We start from the raw sequence: 16,977 nt of genomic DNA on the forward strand, positions 1-16,977 counted from the left end.
AGTCGCTGCGTAGTATCTTTTTGCGAATAAGGGTAGTAATGGTGACAAGGAAAATAGAAATATATTTAGGGCTAATGATTTGCTTGGTGTTAGCTTTATCAGGTTGTGCCAGCCATTCCTCACAGATGCCTGACACAAAATCCCAGCCGGCCCCTAAGTTGACGCAGCAAACTAATCAACAACCTCAAAATAACATCGAGCCAGAATCAAAAGGCGATCCGCTTGAGTCCTTTAACCGAGCTATGTGGAATTTTGATTATAATTATCTGGATAAACCGATTTATCGTCCCATTGTGCACCGTTATGTTAAATCAATCCCTTCGGGCGGTCGCCACAGTATTAATAACTTTATGCGCAATTTAGAAGAACCTGCCAGTATGTTTGATAATTTATTGCAGTTTAAATTTCAAGCGGCTGTTCATAATTTAACGCGATTTATATTCAATACAACACTTGGGATGTTTGGTTTTATCGATGTGATGGGACGTGCTGGTGTTGATCGTAATCTCAGCGATTTTAGTGATGTCTTGGGTCACTATGGGGTGGGCGATGGACCATTTTTGATGTTGCCAGTGGCAGGACCCTCAACGCCTCGACAACTTACCGGTGATGTTGTGGACCAATTCTATTTTCCTATGGCACAAATGAATTTGATTGAAAAAGCAGTGCGTTGGACCTTAGATGGTGTTAATCGCCGAGCTTCTGTAGTTGATCAAGAAGGGTTAGTTGATAGTGCATTAGACCCCTATACTTTTGTTAAAAATGCTTATTTGCAGTATCGACGCTATCGCTATTATGATGGCCATCCGCCTGCGCAAAAAAGTCAAAATATAGACATGAGTAAGTATCTTAATGAAATTGAGCCAAATTAAGCGTTTGTTCGTGATCACTTGAGAGTATCCATTATGGCGACAGTTAAAATTAACTATGATAATGATCGATGTTAGATAGTGTTCGTGTCTTAGTCATTGATAGTGATAATGTTTTTGGACGACAGTTAGAAACATTTCTATCGCGCCAAAGTGCGTCTGTATTGTTAATAACAGACGGATATCAAGTTGATAATGCGTGTATACATTTTCACCCAGACGTCGTTTTTGCTGCGATTGGTGCAAATGGTGATGGCCTTGATATGTTAATCCGATTGGGGCAAGGGCCATGGGCTTGTATTGCCTTAGTGCCTTATGGCTCTATGGATATTATTCGCCAAGCGCTACGTTTAGGCGCCAGTGATTGCATTATTAAGACTGGCTGTGAGTTCAATTCTTTTATTGATATTATACTAAGTAATATCCAGCAGCAACCTCTTATTGAAGAGGATTGCCAGCGCGCTGAATTACGCCAGCATTTTGAATTTCTGCGCGAAAATGACATTGCAGCCAGCCAACTAATGGCTCAGATGCTTCCCGATTCTGGTACTTTGGTTGGCAATTATCTTTATATCTATCAGCTCACCGGTAAGACTATTTTGCCAATGGTGAGCGCACTCGATGATGAACATATTGCAGTTGCTGTCATTGATTTTGGTCTATTGGGGCGCGAGATATCAATTGCTGCAGTCATCTTACATTCATTGTTGCAAGAGGCTTGGCGTAGTTATACACAAGATGGAGACTCGCTATCCATAGACCCAGAACAATTGGTGGCACAGCTTAACCAAATGATTATCGATGCAGGGTTGAAGTTCCCTATTGGTATGTTTTACGGCATATTGGGCCAGCAAACCGTGCATGTGGTGAATGCAGGCTTACTGAATATTGGAGAGCCGTTTAACGATGTGGGGATTGGTTTGGGCGTGTTGACTGGAGCGGGCTACTCGCAGCGTATTTTACCATTAGAACCTCAAGGTCTTTATTTGTCCTTTTCGAATCCAACCGGCGATCGTTTGAGCTTAAAACTCCTGCCTTTGATGGTCCCATAAATATCCATTCTCTATGATAAATGACAATAAACTCATCAATTTGGTGTCGATTGCTCTATCATAAAGCAGGCGGGTGTTGACTTTGTACAGTTGGTTCTCTATAAAAGGGCGATAAGTTTTTTTTACAGGGTTATTATGAGTCAGTCTTCTCCTTGGCATCTGGTTTATTGTAAAGCGAGAAATGAGCAGCGAGCATTAACTCATTTAGCCAATCAAAATGTTGTGAGTTTTTTCCCGCTTTTTTCATATGAGAAAATAGTGCGAGGTAAACGTACTATTCTGACAGAGCCTGTTTTCCCCAATTATTTGTTTGTCGAAAAAAAGTCTCATGTGAGCTATACCACTATCCGCTCAACTCGTGGGATATCTGATTTTGTGCGGATGGGAAATCAGCCTGTTCAAGTGCCCAAAGAATTGGTCTTTGAATTAATGGCGCTCTCGGATACGCCTGAACTGAATCAGTTTGCTAGCGAAAAGGTTTGTCATCTCCCTCTTTGTGGCGATAAAGTCGCGATCACAGAAGGGCCCTATCAAGGGCTTGAAGCTATCTATCAAAAAGCGGATGGGTTAGAGCGTTCGATGTTGCTGATTACATTGATTCAAAAAGAGCCTATTGCTGTCTCTTTTGCTAATAAAGCATTCCAGTTCTGAATGTCTGTGTGCTCTTCAATATTGTTAGTAAACACCAATTAGTTGCCAGCCGAATAGGCCTTATCTGGCTACTCCTGCTTGACTTTCTTTTATCATCTTTGGATTTTGGCTCATAAGCTATTCATAGATGTCTAGTTTTCAAATATCCCTACTAAATGCTATAAAAATTCTTTTACTAAAATATGCCTAATTGTTCTAAGCATAGGCAATTAGCTAGCCGCATAGGAATAACGATTCCTGTATACTTTTTTCACACAGAGCATTAATAGGGCGATGTTGATGGTTCGTTCTCGTTGATAGAGAACGCTATCTAAGTTGTCCAATAATGAGCATATAATTATTGTATGCCGAAAACGGATGAGCATGATCCGTTGCAGGAGTGAGAGGAGCGAATATGGGCAGTCCCTTGGTGCCAGATGAACATCTGACACACTTAAAAACATTAGAAGCTGAAAGCATTCACATTATTCGAGAAGTTGCGGCTGAGTTTGATAATCCGGTTATGCTCTATTCCATTGGCAAAGATTCAGCGGTGATGTTGCATCTTGCGCGTAAAGCTTTTTATCCTGGGAAAATCCCATTTCCGTTGTTGCATGTCGATACCAACTGGAAGTTTAAAGAGATGATTGAATTTCGCGACCGGATGGCGAAAGAGCTCGGATTTAAGTTGCTGGTGTATAAAAATCCTGAAGGCATAGCAATGGGAATGAATCCCTTTACCTTTGGCAGTGCAAAGCATACAGATGTTATGAAGACACAAGCTCTTAAACAGGCACTAGATAAATATCAATTTGACGCCGCATTTGGTGGAGCTCGTCGCGATGAGGAAAAATCACGGGCCAAGGAACGCGTTTATTCATTTCGGGATAAGAATCATCGCTGGGATCCCAAAAATCAGCGTCCAGAACTTTGGAATACCTACAATGCTCGCGTTAATCGCGGCGAAAGCATTCGAGTTTTCCCATTATCTAACTGGACTGAGCTCGATATCTGGCAATACATCTATTTAGAAAATATTGAGATTGTTCCCTTATACAAAGCTGCTGTACGCCCTGTTGTCGAACGTGATGGCTCTCTTATTATGGTTGATGATGACCGAATGCCAGTTGAGCCTGATGAAATCCAATATAAGATGGTACGTTTTCGAACCCTTGGTTGTTACCCGTTAACGGGGGCTGTTGAATCATCCGCCATAACGCTACCTGACATAATTCAAGAGATGCTACTCACTAAAACATCCGAGCGTCAAGGACGAGTCATTGATCGCGATAGCACAGGTTCCATGGAAAAAAAGAAGATGGAAGGCTATTTCTAATATCTTAAATTTTGAAATCTGTGTAGTGAATGGTTTTTACAAGAGGGGATGATTATGGTGCATCAATCGGCATTGATCGACGATGATATTGAAAGCTATTTAAAACAACATGAACAAAAACAGTTATTGCGTTTTTTAACCTGTGGCAGTGTTGATGATGGTAAAAGTACCTTAATTGGTCGTCTGTTACATGATTCTAAGATGATTTTTGAGGATCAACTTGCTGCAATTAAGCAGGATTCAAAACGATTTAATACCACTGATGGCGAATTTGATTTAGCCCTATTAGTTGATGGACTACAGTCAGAGCGCGAACAGGGAATTACTATTGATGTTGCATATCGCTATTTTTCTACCGATAAGCGTAAATTTATCATTGCCGATACCCCAGGACATGAACAATATACGCGCAATATGGCAACCGGCGCTTCTAACTGTGAGCTTGCTGTAGTTATGATTGATGCCCGCTATGGGGTGCAAGTACAAACGCGTCGTCATAGTTTTATTGTCTCGGAGTTAGGCATTAAGCAAGTGATTGTCGCAGTGAACAAAATGGATCTTGTTGGCTTTGATAAGCTTCGTTATCAGGATATTGAAGCAAATTACCGCGAATTTGCCAAAAAACTAAAAATTGAAACGATTCAATTTGTGCCAATTTCAGCGTTAAATGGCGATAATGTGGTGAATGTTAGTGAGCGGATGCCTTGGTATCAAGGCCAAACGTTAATGACACTGTTAGAAAGTACGCCCATTGCAGCAACTAATGCTCGAGCTGATTTTCGCTTTCCGGTGCAATATGTGAATCGTCCTAATCTAGATTTCCGTGGATTTTCTGGCACGATTACCAGTGGTCGGATTGCGATAGGTGATCCGATTTGCGTGTTACCTTCAGGACAACAGGCAACGGTGAAGCAAATTGTAACATTTGATGGCGATCTGGCTGTCGCTTTTGCCCCGATGGCTGTGACCCTAACGCTTGATAAAGAGATTGATGTTAGTCGCGGTGATATGCTTGTGCATCCTGATGCGCTAGCTGAGATTGGTGATAGCATCGTGGCTCATGTTGTCTGGATGGATGAAACAGCGCTAGTTGCAGGAAAAGTCTACGATTTTAAACTCGCAAGCAAGACAACATCGGGACGCATCAGTGAGATTGTATCGCGTATCGATGTCAACACGCTTGAACAGCAATCTGCTGACAAGTTAGCGCTCAATGAAATAGGTCAGGTGAGTGTTCAATTTGATCAGAGCGTGGTGTTTGACCATTATGATATAGCTCGTGATACTGGCTCGTTTATTATCATTGATCGATTGAGTAATGCCACCGTTGGTGCTGGCATGATCCAAGGGAAAGGGTTATCGAAGCAACAAACATCTACAGGAGAGTTTAGTGCCTTTGAAATAGAGCTCAATGCGCTTATTCGTAAACATTTTCCGCATTGGCAAGCGGTTGACCTGTCGAGTCTAAAATAATGCACCTTTCATGGGCGGCGATAACGGTACTCGTGATTTTTGCTACTACCTTGACTGCACTTATTTGCTACCAACGCCGTCCTGCCGCTGTTTTTGCTGTTGTTCTATTAGTTCTATATGCGGCTAATTTAGTCAGCACGCAACAGTTATTGGCGAGTCTAAGTAATCCTGGTCTTATCACCTTGATGCTATTGGTATTGTGCTCATTGGCATTAGAAAAAACACGATTGCTTAGAGTCTTGGCGACGTTTATTCTACGACCTTCGTTTGGGACCAGCAGTTTCCGTCTGTATGTCCTCGTGGCCAGCGCTTCAGCATTTTTAAATAACACAGCTGTGGTTGCATCACTTTTAGCTCCTGTGCGTAACAACCCCTACCATGCGCCAAGTAAGCTACTGCTACCTTTGTCATATGCCGCCATATTAGGTGGAACCTTAACATTAGTGGGCACCTCGACCAATCTTATTGTCAGTAGTATGTATCGCAGTGTGGGCGGGGCAGGTTTACATTTTTTTGATTTCACCTTGATAGGAACGGTTTTAGTTTTCACTTGTGGTGTCACACTCTGGTTGTCGATGCGCTGGTTACCCGCGCGCGCCAGTGAGCCTGAATTGTATAAGCATTATTTAATTGATACGCAAGTCGAAACACATTCACCTTTGGTTGGTAAAACGATTGAAGCCAATGGCTTGCGACACTTAGAGTCGCTTTTTGTTGCAGAATTGGTGCGTGAGAAACGCTTGGTGAGCCCCGTGCACCCCAGTCAAATTATTGAGGCGGGTGATCGCTTAATTTTCAGTGGTGATGTGGCCAAAGTTAGCCAGCTCCAACAGTTCTCAGGGCTGAATACCTTTGCTGATAGCAATGGTTTGTTAGGTTCAAATTTGACTGAGGTAGTCATCCGCCCAGACAGTATTCTGATTGGTAAAACACTGAAATCAATTCAATTTCGTTCTCGATTTGATGCCGCTGTAGTAGCTATTCGCCGCGATGGGGCGCCTGTTTCAGGAAAACTTGGAGATGTCATTTTACAAAGCGGCGATTTTTTGGTTCTGGCTGTTGGTCCTGATTTTGCGTTGCGTGATAATCTAGCAAAAAATTTTATTCATCTCAGTGGGGTGGCTATTTCACGCCATCTCAGTGGTCGGCGCGAATGGTTAGCCGTTGGTGGTTTTGTATTAGCAATTGCGCTATCCGCGACAGGCGTATTGCCTTTATTAAAAGGGATGTTATTGCTACTGGGGTTATTAGTTTTTAGTGGCTGTTTGACCGTTAATGAATTGATTCGGCGTTTTCCACGAGAATTATGGTTGATTGTTGCCGCCGCTTTATTGTTATCGCAAGCGCTAGAAAATAGTGGATTAGCGACCCAATTGATCCATCTACTCATTCCCTTGGCAAAAGGAGGATATGGAATTTTTTTGATCGCAATGTTGTATGGTATTACGTGGCTTCTCACTGAATTAGTCACCAATAATGCTGCCGCGGCGCTAGTTTTTCCGCTGGCTTGGGGCGTCGCCCAAGCGGCTGGTGTCAATCCAATCGGGCCACTTATGGTGGTCGCTTATGCCGCTAGTGCTAGCTTTATCAGCCCCTATGGTTATCAAACTAATTTAATGGTCTACAATGCTGGGCAATATCGGTTGTCTGATTTTATGAAGGTGGGAGGGCCGTTGGCAGTTGTTTATGCTACGGTGGTGATTACGTTAGTTCCAGTGGTATTTCAGTAAAGGGGTTAGCAAGGTGCAACAAGTCAGTCAAGATGTAGTTTGGCATCAGTGCGCAGTGAGTCAACCGGAGCGTAATGAATTAAATGGCCATCAAAGCGTATTGCTCTGGTATACCGGGTTAAGCGGTTCTGGCAAATCAACTATTGCCAATGCCGTTGATCGCAAGCTTTATGAGCTTGGCATACACAGCTATGTGCTAGATGGTGATAATGTGCGCCATGGTTTAAACGGTGATCTAGAATTTAGCGATCAAGATCGCGTTGAAAATATTCGCCGGATCAGCGAAGTTGCAAAACTGATGGTTGATGCTGGGCTTGTGGTTAGCACCGCGTTTATAAGTCCTTTTATGACTGACAGGGCACAGGCCAAACAGCTGGTTGGTGAAACGCGATTTATTGAAATTTTCATCGATACGCCATTAGCTGTGTGTGAGGCTCGCGATCCAAAGGGATTATATCGTAAGGCACGGGCCGGTGAAATTAAGCATTTCACCGGGATTGATTCAACGTACCAAGCGCCAATTGATGCCGATATCCACCTAGCGACAGAGCAATTATCAGTAGAACAATGTACTAATCAAGTCATTCAGACATTGTTTAAGCGAAAAATCATAACGTCTATGAGCTGCTTATGAGGAATATTGATGTCTTCAATGGGGATGCTGATGGGATCATTGCCTTATTACAACTTCGCTTAGCTAAGCCTTGTGACAGTCAGTTAATCACTGGCGTCAAACGAGACATTCAATTGCTGGAACGAGTTTTGGTAAAGCCGGGCGATCGAGTGACAGTATTAGATATCTCGCTCCAGCGTAATCATGACGCTTTAGTTCGGATGCTTGAGCAAGGTGCCAGCGTTTTTTATGTTGATCATCACCAAAGCGGCTCAATCCCGCAACATCCTAACTTGGTGACTCGTATCGATCAAGTTGCAACGCAATGCACTAGTACGCTAATGGACAGCTATCTTGAAGGTGCTTTTCGCACTTGGGCGATTGCGGCTGCCTTTGGTGACAATCTTACTGAAACTGCATTGCAATTAGCCAGTCAGCAAGGCCTGAGTGATGCGCAAATAGGGCAGCTGCGTGAACTGGGTATTTTACTCAATTACAACGGTTATGGTCAGCATCTTGATGATCTGCATATTCATCCGGCGCTCTTATTTCGTCAGCTGCTCAATTTTCGTGATCCATTTGAGCTAATGATGCGATCAGAATCGATATTCACTCAACTGCAGCGAACTTATCATGAAGATATGAATAAAACGCAGATGATTCAGCCGCATTATCAAAGTGAATATGCGGCATTATATCAACTTCCTGCGGAGCGTTGGAGTCGGCGAGTGAGTGGTGTCTATAGTAATGAGCTGGCAAATAGCGTAGTTGGTCGGGCGCATGCGGTAGTCACTGATAATGGTGATGGTACTTGTACGATTAGCGTGCGAGCACCGGTCAATAATCGCCAAGGGGCTGATGTGATCTGTAGTCAATTCCCGAACGGAGGGGGACGTTCAGCAGCAGCTGGTATCAATCAATTGCCACTTGCCGATATTGGTCAGTTTTGGCAAAAATTGAATCAATTTTATCAATCAATGGCCCAATCACAAACTCACTAAGCGTTGAGAATGACATGAGTGACAGCTTGCAGTTACCTTAAGGTTATGAGTAAGTTGCCACTCATACTTCACTGAATCTATTTTAAAAATCTAAGTCTAGATTAAGCTATTTGACCCGAATCTGATCTTGATCATGTTCAATTAGTTTCGGTCCAATGCCTTTAACTTGAGTTAATTCAGCAACGTTTTTAAATGCGCCATGTGATTTCCGATAAGCAATAATCGCTTTCGCTTTAGCCGGGCCAACGCCTGAAAGCTGAGTCAGTTCAGTCGCATTCGCTTGGTTAATATTGATTGGCGTTGCTGCTTGTGCCGGTATTACATTTAAGCTGAATGCTAGAGCGATAGCACTAAATGTGTTAAGAATAGTTTTAAGTTTCATAACTACGAGTCCTTGTGGATAGATGTGAATAAATCGTCTTAATTTTTATTAATAAATCTATCATTAATAAAAGGCGATGACAACTTCCAAAGAGAAAGCTCTGCGAATTACTGGATATTAATCCAGTGTCCGTTTAAGCTACTCACTTCAGTTGAGTTAGAACGAGTCAAGAACGTGATAGGAAGACTGCGCGGCATCTTAGAAGAAAAACAACCTCCTTTTGTATTGGTTGATGTAGCCGGGGTGGGGTATGAACTCCAGTTACCAATGAGCTGCTTTTATCAATTGCCTGAAATTGGTCAAACAGTCACTTTGATCACCCATTTTGTGGTGCGAGAAGATGCCCAATTACTGTATGGTTTTCATGATGATGCATCGCGTCGCTTGTTTCGTGAACTGATCAAAGTGAATGGGATTGGCCCAAAAGTCGCTTTGGCAATTCTTTCTGGACTAAATACCCATGAATTTATTCAAGCGATCACTCAAGACGATATTTCACGGTTAACCAAAGTGCCGGGTGTTGGCAAAAAAACGGCAGAGCGGCTTTTGGTCGAGATGAAAGACCGACTTAAGGCATGGACGGTGAATGAACCGAACCATTTGCTTACTGAATCAGCATTACTCAATCCCGATTATGGGCAAATCCCTGAGACAACTGATCCTAAAGAAGAAGCCATTGCGGCGTTAGTTTCTCTTGGTTATAAACAGTTAATGGCTGAGAAAATCATCAGTAAACTAGCAACCGATGGCCAAAGCAGCGAAGCACTTATTCGAGCTGCGCTTAAAAGTATGGTTGCTTAAAAGGAGCGCCTGAGGATGATTGAATCAGACCGACTGATTAGTGCGACGGCCCAAAATGAAGATGAGCAAGTCGACCGAGCGATGCGCCCCAAAACACTTGCAGATTACACTGGGCAACAGGTTGTCTGCGAACAGTTGGAAATTTTTATTGAGGCAGCTCGCCGGCGCAGTGATGCACTGGATCATCTGCTGATATTTGGCCCTCCAGGACTAGGTAAAACCACGCTGGCGAATATTGTGGCCAACGAAATGGGCGTGAACATTAAAACCACTTCAGGGCCAGTGCTTGAAAAGGCAGGGGATTTGGCTGCGCTATTGACCAATCTCGAACCCGGTGATGTATTGTTTATCGATGAAATTCATCGTTTAAGTGCCGTTGTAGAAGAGATCTTGTATCCAGCGATGGAAGATTATCAGTTGGATATCATGATCGGTGAGGGGCCGGCTGCGCGTTCGATTAAACTTGATTTACCTCCCTTTACTTTGATTGGCGCAACGACCCGAGCAGGCATGTTAACATCACCGCTTCGCGATCGATTTGGTATTGTTCAGCGACTCGAATTTTATAATACCGAGGACTTAACCCAAATCGTGACACGTAGTGCTTATTATTTAAATATGTCGATGAGTGATGATGGTGCTCATGAGATCGCGCGCCGTTCGCGAGGTACACCAAGGATTGCCAATCGTTTGCTGCGCCGAGTCCGGGATTTTGCCGATGTCCGATCGGATGGCCACGTGAATAGTGACATTGCGTCGCAAGCATTAGCGATGTTAAATGTTGATGAAGCGGGGTTTGACTATATGGACAGCAAGCTGTTAATTGCTATGATAGAGCGGTTTGACGGTGGGCCGGTTGGGTTAGATAACTTAGCGGCAGCAATTGGTGAAGATAAAGAGACGATTGAGGATGTGCTTGAGCCTTTTTTGATCCAACAAGGATACTTACAACGCACCCCGCGAGGACGAATGGCGACAGATCGTGCATTTATGCATTTTGGCAAAGTGAAACCTGATTTAAAATAAGTACTTTCCCTATCCTTACAAAAAACACTGATTCAGTTATAGTATGGCCTTATGTTTGTCGTGAAAGGTATTTGTGTAATCAGATGGCACAGATTAAGGTAAGAATCTACTACGAAGATACAGATGCTGGTGGCATTGTCTACCATACTAACCATTTGAAATATATGGAGCGTGGTCGCAGCGAACTGCTCAGAGACTATGGTTTTGAACAAGATGAATTGATGCTGCAAGGGGTGTCGTTCGTCGCATCTGAGTTGACGATTAAGTATCATCACCCAGCGCGTTTTAATGAAATCTTGACGGTTACTACTGAGATTGAGTCGTTGCGACGAGTAGGATTTTCTTTTGATCAAAAAATTCATAATCAAAATGGGTGCCTCATTGCCAGTGCCCATGTCATGATTGCAGCCATTGATCCAACCACCATGAAACCTAAAGCCATTCCTAATTCAATCAAAGAGGTTTTCCAGCGTGCACTCTGAAATTTCAATCATCGCTTTATTCGTACAAGCCAGCATTTTGGTTAAGCTTGTGATGCTGATATTGTTGTCAATGTCGGTGATGTCATGGGCAATGATGCTCAATCGCAGAAAAGTGCTCAACAATTCGCAGGCATCCGCTAAACGTTTCGAAAATCGCTTTTGGTCAGGCGGTGATCTGAATAAACTCTATCAGGAATGTGGCGCGCGCTCTGAATCACTAGTGGGCATGGAACTTATTTTTCATAGCGGTTTTAAGGAATATGTGCGCATGCTGAAAGGCAATCAGCGTACTCCTGACGCCGTGATGGAGAGCACCTATCGGTCAATGCGTGTGACACTATCACGAGAGCTTGAGGTGCTTGAAAATCAATTACCCATGCTTGCGACCATTGGATCAATTAGCCCTTATATTGGATTGTTCGGTACAGTGTGGGGGATTATGAGTGCTTTTGTCGCACTAGGTGATGTACAGCAAGCCACTCTTTCGATGGTGGCTCCTGGGATCGCTGAGGCTCTTATTGCGACAGCGATGGGGTTGTTTGCCGCTATTCCCGCAGTGATTGCTTACAACCGGTTTAGTACTAAGATCACTAAGTTAGAAAACCTTTACGCTAATTTCATGGATGAGTTTTACGGCATTTTACATCGTCAAGTGTATAACCAAACTCGGAGTGAATCGTGAGAACAGCCATCCCCGATCATCGTCGTCCACGGCGCAAGCTTGTCGCTGAAATTAACGTCGTGCCCTACATTGATGTAATGCTTGTGTTACTCATCATCTTCATGGTGACAGCGCCTCTCATTACCCAAGGTGTGAAGGTTGATCTACCCCAGGCTTCATCACAACCACTACCTAAAGATAGTCTCCCGCCTTTAGTGGCGACGGTTAATGCCCAAGGACAATACTTTTTGGATGATGGTTCGGGTAACGCGAACTCGCATAGTGAGCTAAGCGCGCAGCAAATGGTTGTGCGAATTCGAGCCGAATTACAGTTGAATAAAAATCGACCTGTTGTAGTGCGTGGTGATAAACACGTCCAATACAACCAAGTAATTGCTTTGCTTCAACTTTTGAGTAAGCAAGCAGGCGTTCCATCTGTAGGGTTGATGACTCAGCCCTCTGAGAATCAGTAACAGGATCAGCAGTTTGAAATCGTCAAATCGGTTATACATTATTGTGTCGATTATTTTACATGCGCTACTTATTGCTGCGCTATCGTTGTCATTTTCATTCCAACACACGCCGCAACAAGCGGCATCTGAGCAACCAGTGATTCAAGCCCAAGCGGTTTCCGCCGAGCAAGTTGAACAGCAAGTTGCCCAGATAAAGGAACAGCGGCGCAAAACACAGCAAGCGCAAGAGCAACGTTTGGCAGCGATAAAGCAGCAACAAGAGCAAGCTCGCAGAGCACAGCTAGCGGAACAAAAACGCTTGAAGCAACTCGAGCTAAAACGTCAGCAAGAGGAAGCGGCCAACAAAAAAGCGCAGTTAGAGCGTAAATTGGCGCAAGAGCAGGCTAAAGCTGCTGAAAAAGCACGACAAAAAGCGCAAGCCGAACAAAAGGCAGCGCAAGAAGCTGCCCAAAAAGCCGAAAAACAGCGTCAGGTTCAGGAAGCTGCTACCCGCAAGGCACAAGCGGAACGAAAAGCGCAACAAGAAGCGGCGCGAAAAGCGCAGGAAAAAGCCGCTGCGCTTAAGCGTAAGCAACAAGCCGAACAGCAACTGCTCAATGATATGGAAGCAGAACAAAGTGCGCGTCGGAAAAAAGAAATTATGTCTGAGATCCAAAAATATCAAGCGATGATCACCTCAGCAATTCAGCAAAATGTGATCACAGATAGCTCGTTAAAAGGGAAAACTTGTAATTTGACCGTGACGTTGGCCAGTAATGGCTTTATTGTAAATGTCAGTCATGTTAGCGGGGCTCCTGATGCGTGTCGAGCAGCAAAATCGGCTGTGTATAAAACGCAGCAGGTCCCTGTTTCGGCGGAGCCTGATGTATTTGCCAAAATGAAAGTTTTAAATATTACTCTTAAACCCGGTGGTTAAATGATGAAATTAAGATCGTTACTGGTGTTAGGTTTATGGCTACTGATGAGTAGTCGTAGCTTCGCTGCCCTAGATATTTTGATTACTCAGGGCGTTGATTCGGCTCGCCCAGTTGCGGTGGTCCCTTTTCAATGGAAAGGGCCTGGCAAATTACCAACCGATGTTAGTCAAGTCATTGCTGATGATTTACGTCGTAGTGGTAAATTCAATCCCATCAAAGTAGCGAGTATGCCGCAAACGCCTTATCAAGCTAGTCAAGTTAAATACGAAGCTTGGGCTGCAATGGGGGTTGAAGGAGTGCTGGTGGGATCGATTAGTGAATCATCGCCAGGTCAATATCAAATTAACTATCAGTTGGTTGATGTTCTTCAAGGGAAAATGGGTGAGTCAACAACATTACAAAATGGCCAACTGGTTCAAAATGATCAACACTTACTGTTAAGTCGCACTGGGACTGTGACTACCCAACAACTGCGTCAATATGCGCATCTGATCTCTGATCATGTTTATAAAGCATTGACGGGGGAACGTGGCGCATTTTTAACACGTATTGCTTATGTCGTCTATAATCCGAAAGCGAAGTACCCTTTCCAGTTGCGTATTGCTGACTACGATGGCTTTAATGAACGTGTTCTGCTGCGCTCGCATGAGCCTATTCTATCACCGACGTGGTCGCCAGATGGTAAACAGCTTGCCTATGTCAGTATGGAAAACCGTACACCGAATATTTATATTCAGGATCTTTATTCACATAATGGTCTGCCACCGAAACGAACGCATTTGCCACATTATCCGGGACTTAATAGTGCACCATCGTGGTCACCTGATGGCAAGAACATGGCGTTAGTGCTCTCCAAAGACGGTCAACCAGAAATCTATATTGAAAATATTGCCTCAGGTCATCTGACCCGTGTCACGCATAGCCCACGCATCGATACGGAACCCACATGGTCACACGATGGTAAATATATATATTTTAGCTCTGAGCGAGGTGGTAATCCGCAGATCTATCGTTATGATTTAGCAAGCAAGCAAGTCACGCGGATTACTTGGGAAGGGGATATGAATCTCAGTGCTGAAGTGACCCCTGATGATCAATCAATTGTGCTGGTCAACCGTACCAACGGGCAGTATCGTATTGCACGACAGGATCTCAAAACTGGGTATATGCAGATTTTGACTGACACCTCGTTAGATAAGTCTCCCAGTATTGCACCTAATGGCAGTATGATCATTTACAGTACAGTGGTTCATAATCGTCAGGTATTAGCACTGGTATCGATGGATGGCCGCTTTAAAGCTACGTTACCCGCGAAAGATGGCGATGTTCGCTCACCTGCGTGGTCACCTTTTTTAAATTAATCATTAATAATATGAATCATAAAAGGAAATCTCAATGCAACTAAATACTTACTGTAAAGCTATCGTGATCGCGCTTACCTTAGGAGCGTTGACTGCATGTAGCGCCAATCATAGTGGCACATCAGCAAGTGGGAGCCAAACAGCCGGTACGGCTAACGGTGTGAATGGACAAAATGGTGATGGGCAGACTGGCGTTCAAGTGGGCGCTGCTGATCAAGTGTTGACCCCTCAGGAGCAACAACAAAAACAGTTGGCTGAGCTTCGACAGAATCAAACCATCTACTTTGATTTTGATAAAACGACCATTAAAAGTCAGTTTATTAAGTTACTCGAAGAGCATGCTGCATTTTTGCGTAACCATCCGTCAATACATGTGTTAATTGAAGGGAATACTGATGAACGTGGTACCCCAGCATACAATATTGCTTTGGGTGAGCGCCGTGCTAAAGCAGTTGCGCAGTACTTAGAAAGTTTAGGCGTGTCATCTGATCAGATTTCAACCATCAGCTATGGTGAAGAAAAACCAGTTGATAATACACATACTGCAGCGGGTATGGCTAAAAATCGCCGTGCTGTATTAGTTTATTGAGAGCATGATGAAACCGATTAAACTATCAGCGGCTGCAATTGTAGCCGCATTATTGCCGAACCTGAGCTATGCAGATGTCCCAGTGACCAATTTAAGTACTCAATCAACGGTCACCAGTATTACCGCACCCTCATCTGCAGATAATTCTTCAGCTTCTCAAGCGAAGTCGGATGCTTTGACGGTTGCAAGTTTTGAAACCAATAGTAATTTGACCCCAGAGCAACGAGTCAAACGCTTGGAACAGATGTTTATTGCTCGCGGGCAATCGCAGATCAAACTGCGTCAACAGGTCAATCAGTTGTCTGACCAGGTTGCACAACTGAATGGTACGATTGAACAGCAACAACATCAGATTGATCAAATGACCCAGCGTGAGCGCGATATTTATCAAGAGATGGACAGACGATTTGCTCAGTTAAAAGCGTCGCAAGCGAGTGATAGTAGCCAAGCGAGTAATGCTAACAGTGGGCCAGTGACAAGTGGTAAAGGGGAAGCCGATTATGAGAAAGCTGTGCAATTAGTTTTGCAAGATCGAAAATTTGATCAAGCGATTAGTGCATTTGGGCTATTTCTCAAGCAGTATCCTCAATCACCGTATGTACCTAATGCACATTATTGGTTAGGTCAGTTGCAATATACACAAGGGCAACAAGATCAAGCCATTCAAGAATTTTCAGTGGTCGTTAATCAGTACCCTAAATCGAATAAAGTGCCTGAATCATTGTTGAAATTGGGACAAATTGCATTACAGAAAAATCAAAATGCTAAAGCGACGGACTATTTTAATCAGGTGGTTAAAAATTATCCACAAAGCAGTGCGGCCGATTTAGCTAAAGCGCAACTGAAAACAGTGAAAAAATAGTTTGATAGGCCTCAATGGTGATCAGAAAGTATATTTTTCAATCAAGTTCTAAATCAAATAAATTTTAATTTTTAAAGTCTTATTTGATGTTATCTTGTTTACACTGATCACTGTTGAGGTTCTTGATTTTAGCTAATTAAGATAATAGATGGCTTATTGTGACTAAAATGTAGCCAGAAGCTAATCACTTGCTTATTTGCTAAGCAAACAATCGAAAATATTTAAATTTTTATTGCACATCATCGTGAAATCCGTATTATAGGCCGCCGTTGAGACATGAACGGGTCGTTAGCTCAGTTGGTAGAGCAGTTGACTTTTAATCAATTGGTCGCAGGTTCGAATCCCGCACGACCCACCATTGCTTAACTATCGGTTGATCCCTATGAGGGTCGTTAGCTCAGTTGGTAGAGCAGTTGACTTTTAATCAATTGGTCGCAGGTTCGAATCCCGCACGACCCACCATTACCGATATCTTAGTTAGGGCTGTTAGCTCAGTTGGTAGAGCAGTTGACTTTTAATCAATTGGTCGCAGGTTCGAATCCCGCACAGCCCACCACGACTAGGGTCGTTAGCTCAGTTGGTAGAGCAGTTGACTTTTAATCAATTGGTCGCAGGTTCGAATCCCGCACGACCCACCATTTTCTCACACGACCCACCATTTTCTCATTAGCAAGTTGCGTTTCCCAAACTTTTAGCTAAGTGAGCTCGGCTAGTTATAC

The 16,977-nt window shown here is 43.6% G+C and carries 18 protein-coding genes and 4 tRNA genes; 21 read left to right on the forward strand and 1 reads right to left on the reverse strand.

What is annotated here, in order from left to right:
- The first annotated feature begins 86 nt into the window (after nucleotides 1-86).
- From ABUE30_RS08610 to ABUE30_RS08645, 8 genes are all read left to right on the forward strand, one after another.
- Complete coding sequence (locus tag ABUE30_RS08610; protein WP_408623342.1) at nucleotides 87-872, forward strand: MlaA family lipoprotein; 786 nt, start codon at nucleotides 87-89, stop codon at nucleotides 870-872.
- Between the two features lie 68 nt (nucleotides 873-940).
- Entirely contained in the window at nucleotides 941-1,921 is a 981-nt protein-coding gene (locus tag ABUE30_RS08615) for a hypothetical protein (protein ID WP_408623344.1), read from the forward strand.
- 135 nt (nucleotides 1,922-2,056) lie between these two features.
- Nucleotides 2,057-2,572, forward strand: coding sequence for a transcription/translation regulatory transformer protein RfaH (gene rfaH / locus ABUE30_RS08620; RefSeq protein ID WP_408623345.1), 516 nt, complete (start codon nucleotides 2,057-2,059; stop codon nucleotides 2,570-2,572).
- Between the two features lie 394 nt (nucleotides 2,573-2,966).
- On the forward strand, nucleotides 2,967-3,887 hold the full coding sequence (gene cysD, locus ABUE30_RS08625) for a sulfate adenylyltransferase subunit CysD (protein ID WP_408623346.1): 921 nt from the start codon (nucleotides 2,967-2,969) through the stop codon (nucleotides 3,885-3,887).
- A gap of 54 nt (nucleotides 3,888-3,941) precedes the next feature.
- Complete coding sequence (gene cysN, locus ABUE30_RS08630) at nucleotides 3,942-5,360, forward strand: sulfate adenylyltransferase subunit CysN (protein ID WP_408623347.1); 1,419 nt, start codon at nucleotides 3,942-3,944, stop codon at nucleotides 5,358-5,360.
- Nucleotides 5,360-7,090 carry an SLC13 family permease gene (locus tag ABUE30_RS08635; RefSeq protein WP_408623348.1) on the forward strand — a complete coding sequence of 577 codons (1,731 nt, stop codon included), beginning with the start codon at nucleotides 5,360-5,362 and terminating at the stop codon, nucleotides 7,088-7,090. Before cysN ends, ABUE30_RS08635 begins: the two co-directional genes overlap by 1 nt.
- A gap of 13 nt (nucleotides 7,091-7,103) precedes the next feature.
- A complete protein-coding gene (gene cysC / locus ABUE30_RS08640; protein WP_408623349.1) occupies nucleotides 7,104-7,724 on the forward strand; it encodes an adenylyl-sulfate kinase in 621 nt (206 codons plus the stop codon).
- A complete protein-coding gene (locus ABUE30_RS08645) occupies nucleotides 7,721-8,704 on the forward strand; it encodes a DHH family phosphoesterase (protein WP_408623350.1) in 984 nt (327 codons plus the stop codon). Before cysC ends, ABUE30_RS08645 begins: the two co-directional genes overlap by 4 nt.
- Nucleotides 8,705-8,810: 106 nt before the next feature.
- Here the strand turns inward: ABUE30_RS08645 and ABUE30_RS08650 are convergent, their stop codons facing one another.
- Entirely contained in the window at nucleotides 8,811-9,086 is a 276-nt protein-coding gene (locus tag ABUE30_RS08650) for a ComEA family DNA-binding protein (protein ID WP_408623351.1), read from the reverse strand.
- A 174-nt stretch (nucleotides 9,087-9,260) separates the two neighbouring features.
- Between ABUE30_RS08650 and ruvA the strand changes: the two genes are divergently transcribed.
- The 13 genes from ruvA to ABUE30_RS08715 all read left to right on the forward strand — a co-directional run bounded on the left by ruvA (nucleotide 9,261) and on the right by ABUE30_RS08715 (nucleotide 16,896).
- Nucleotides 9,261-9,887 carry a Holliday junction branch migration protein RuvA gene (gene ruvA, locus ABUE30_RS08655; RefSeq protein WP_408623352.1) on the forward strand — a complete coding sequence of 209 codons (627 nt, stop codon included), beginning with the start codon at nucleotides 9,261-9,263 and terminating at the stop codon, nucleotides 9,885-9,887.
- A gap of 15 nt (nucleotides 9,888-9,902) precedes the next feature.
- Nucleotides 9,903-10,913: a Holliday junction branch migration DNA helicase RuvB gene (gene ruvB / locus ABUE30_RS08660; protein WP_408623353.1), complete on the forward strand. Its 1,011-nt coding sequence runs from the start codon at nucleotides 9,903-9,905 to the stop codon at nucleotides 10,911-10,913.
- Between the two features lie 83 nt (nucleotides 10,914-10,996).
- Nucleotides 10,997-11,395 (forward strand): YbgC/FadM family acyl-CoA thioesterase, encoded by a 399-nt coding sequence (locus tag ABUE30_RS08665; protein WP_408623355.1) that lies wholly within the window; start codon nucleotides 10,997-10,999, stop codon nucleotides 11,393-11,395.
- Complete coding sequence (gene tolQ, locus ABUE30_RS08670; protein WP_408623356.1) at nucleotides 11,385-12,077, forward strand: protein TolQ; 693 nt, start codon at nucleotides 11,385-11,387, stop codon at nucleotides 12,075-12,077. Before ABUE30_RS08665 ends, tolQ begins: the two co-directional genes overlap by 11 nt.
- Complete coding sequence (tolR, locus tag ABUE30_RS08675) at nucleotides 12,074-12,529, forward strand: protein TolR (RefSeq protein ID WP_408623358.1); 456 nt, start codon at nucleotides 12,074-12,076, stop codon at nucleotides 12,527-12,529. The genes tolQ and tolR overlap by 4 nt, the downstream gene beginning before the upstream one ends.
- Before the next feature lie 13 nt (nucleotides 12,530-12,542).
- Complete coding sequence (tolA, locus tag ABUE30_RS08680; RefSeq protein WP_408623359.1) at nucleotides 12,543-13,445, forward strand: cell envelope integrity protein TolA; 903 nt, start codon at nucleotides 12,543-12,545, stop codon at nucleotides 13,443-13,445.
- Nucleotides 13,446-13,448: 3 nt separating this feature from the next.
- Entirely contained in the window at nucleotides 13,449-14,807 is a 1,359-nt protein-coding gene (gene tolB, locus ABUE30_RS08685) for a Tol-Pal system beta propeller repeat protein TolB (protein ID WP_408623571.1), read from the forward strand.
- A 34-nt stretch (nucleotides 14,808-14,841) separates the two neighbouring features.
- Nucleotides 14,842-15,396 carry a peptidoglycan-associated lipoprotein Pal gene (gene pal / locus ABUE30_RS08690; protein ID WP_408623361.1) on the forward strand — a complete coding sequence of 185 codons (555 nt, stop codon included), beginning with the start codon at nucleotides 14,842-14,844 and terminating at the stop codon, nucleotides 15,394-15,396.
- Nucleotides 15,397-15,403: 7 nt separating this feature from the next.
- Nucleotides 15,404-16,258 (forward strand): tol-pal system protein YbgF, encoded by an 855-nt coding sequence (ybgF, locus tag ABUE30_RS08695; RefSeq protein WP_408623362.1) that lies wholly within the window; start codon nucleotides 15,404-15,406, stop codon nucleotides 16,256-16,258.
- Nucleotides 16,259-16,540: 282 nt separating this feature from the next.
- A tRNA-Lys gene (locus ABUE30_RS08700) sits at nucleotides 16,541-16,616 on the forward strand.
- Between the two features lie 28 nt (nucleotides 16,617-16,644).
- Nucleotides 16,645-16,720, forward strand: a tRNA-Lys gene (locus ABUE30_RS08705).
- A gap of 18 nt (nucleotides 16,721-16,738) precedes the next feature.
- A tRNA-Lys gene (locus ABUE30_RS08710) sits at nucleotides 16,739-16,814 on the forward strand.
- A gap of 6 nt (nucleotides 16,815-16,820) precedes the next feature.
- Nucleotides 16,821-16,896: transfer RNA gene (locus ABUE30_RS08715), tRNA-Lys, on the forward strand.
- Nucleotides 16,897-16,977 lie beyond the last annotated feature (81 nt).

The sequence above is a fragment of the Celerinatantimonas yamalensis genome (assembly GCF_046054155.1).
In the GTDB taxonomy this organism is placed as follows: Bacteria; Pseudomonadota; Gammaproteobacteria; order Enterobacterales; family Celerinatantimonadaceae; genus Celerinatantimonas; species Celerinatantimonas yamalensis.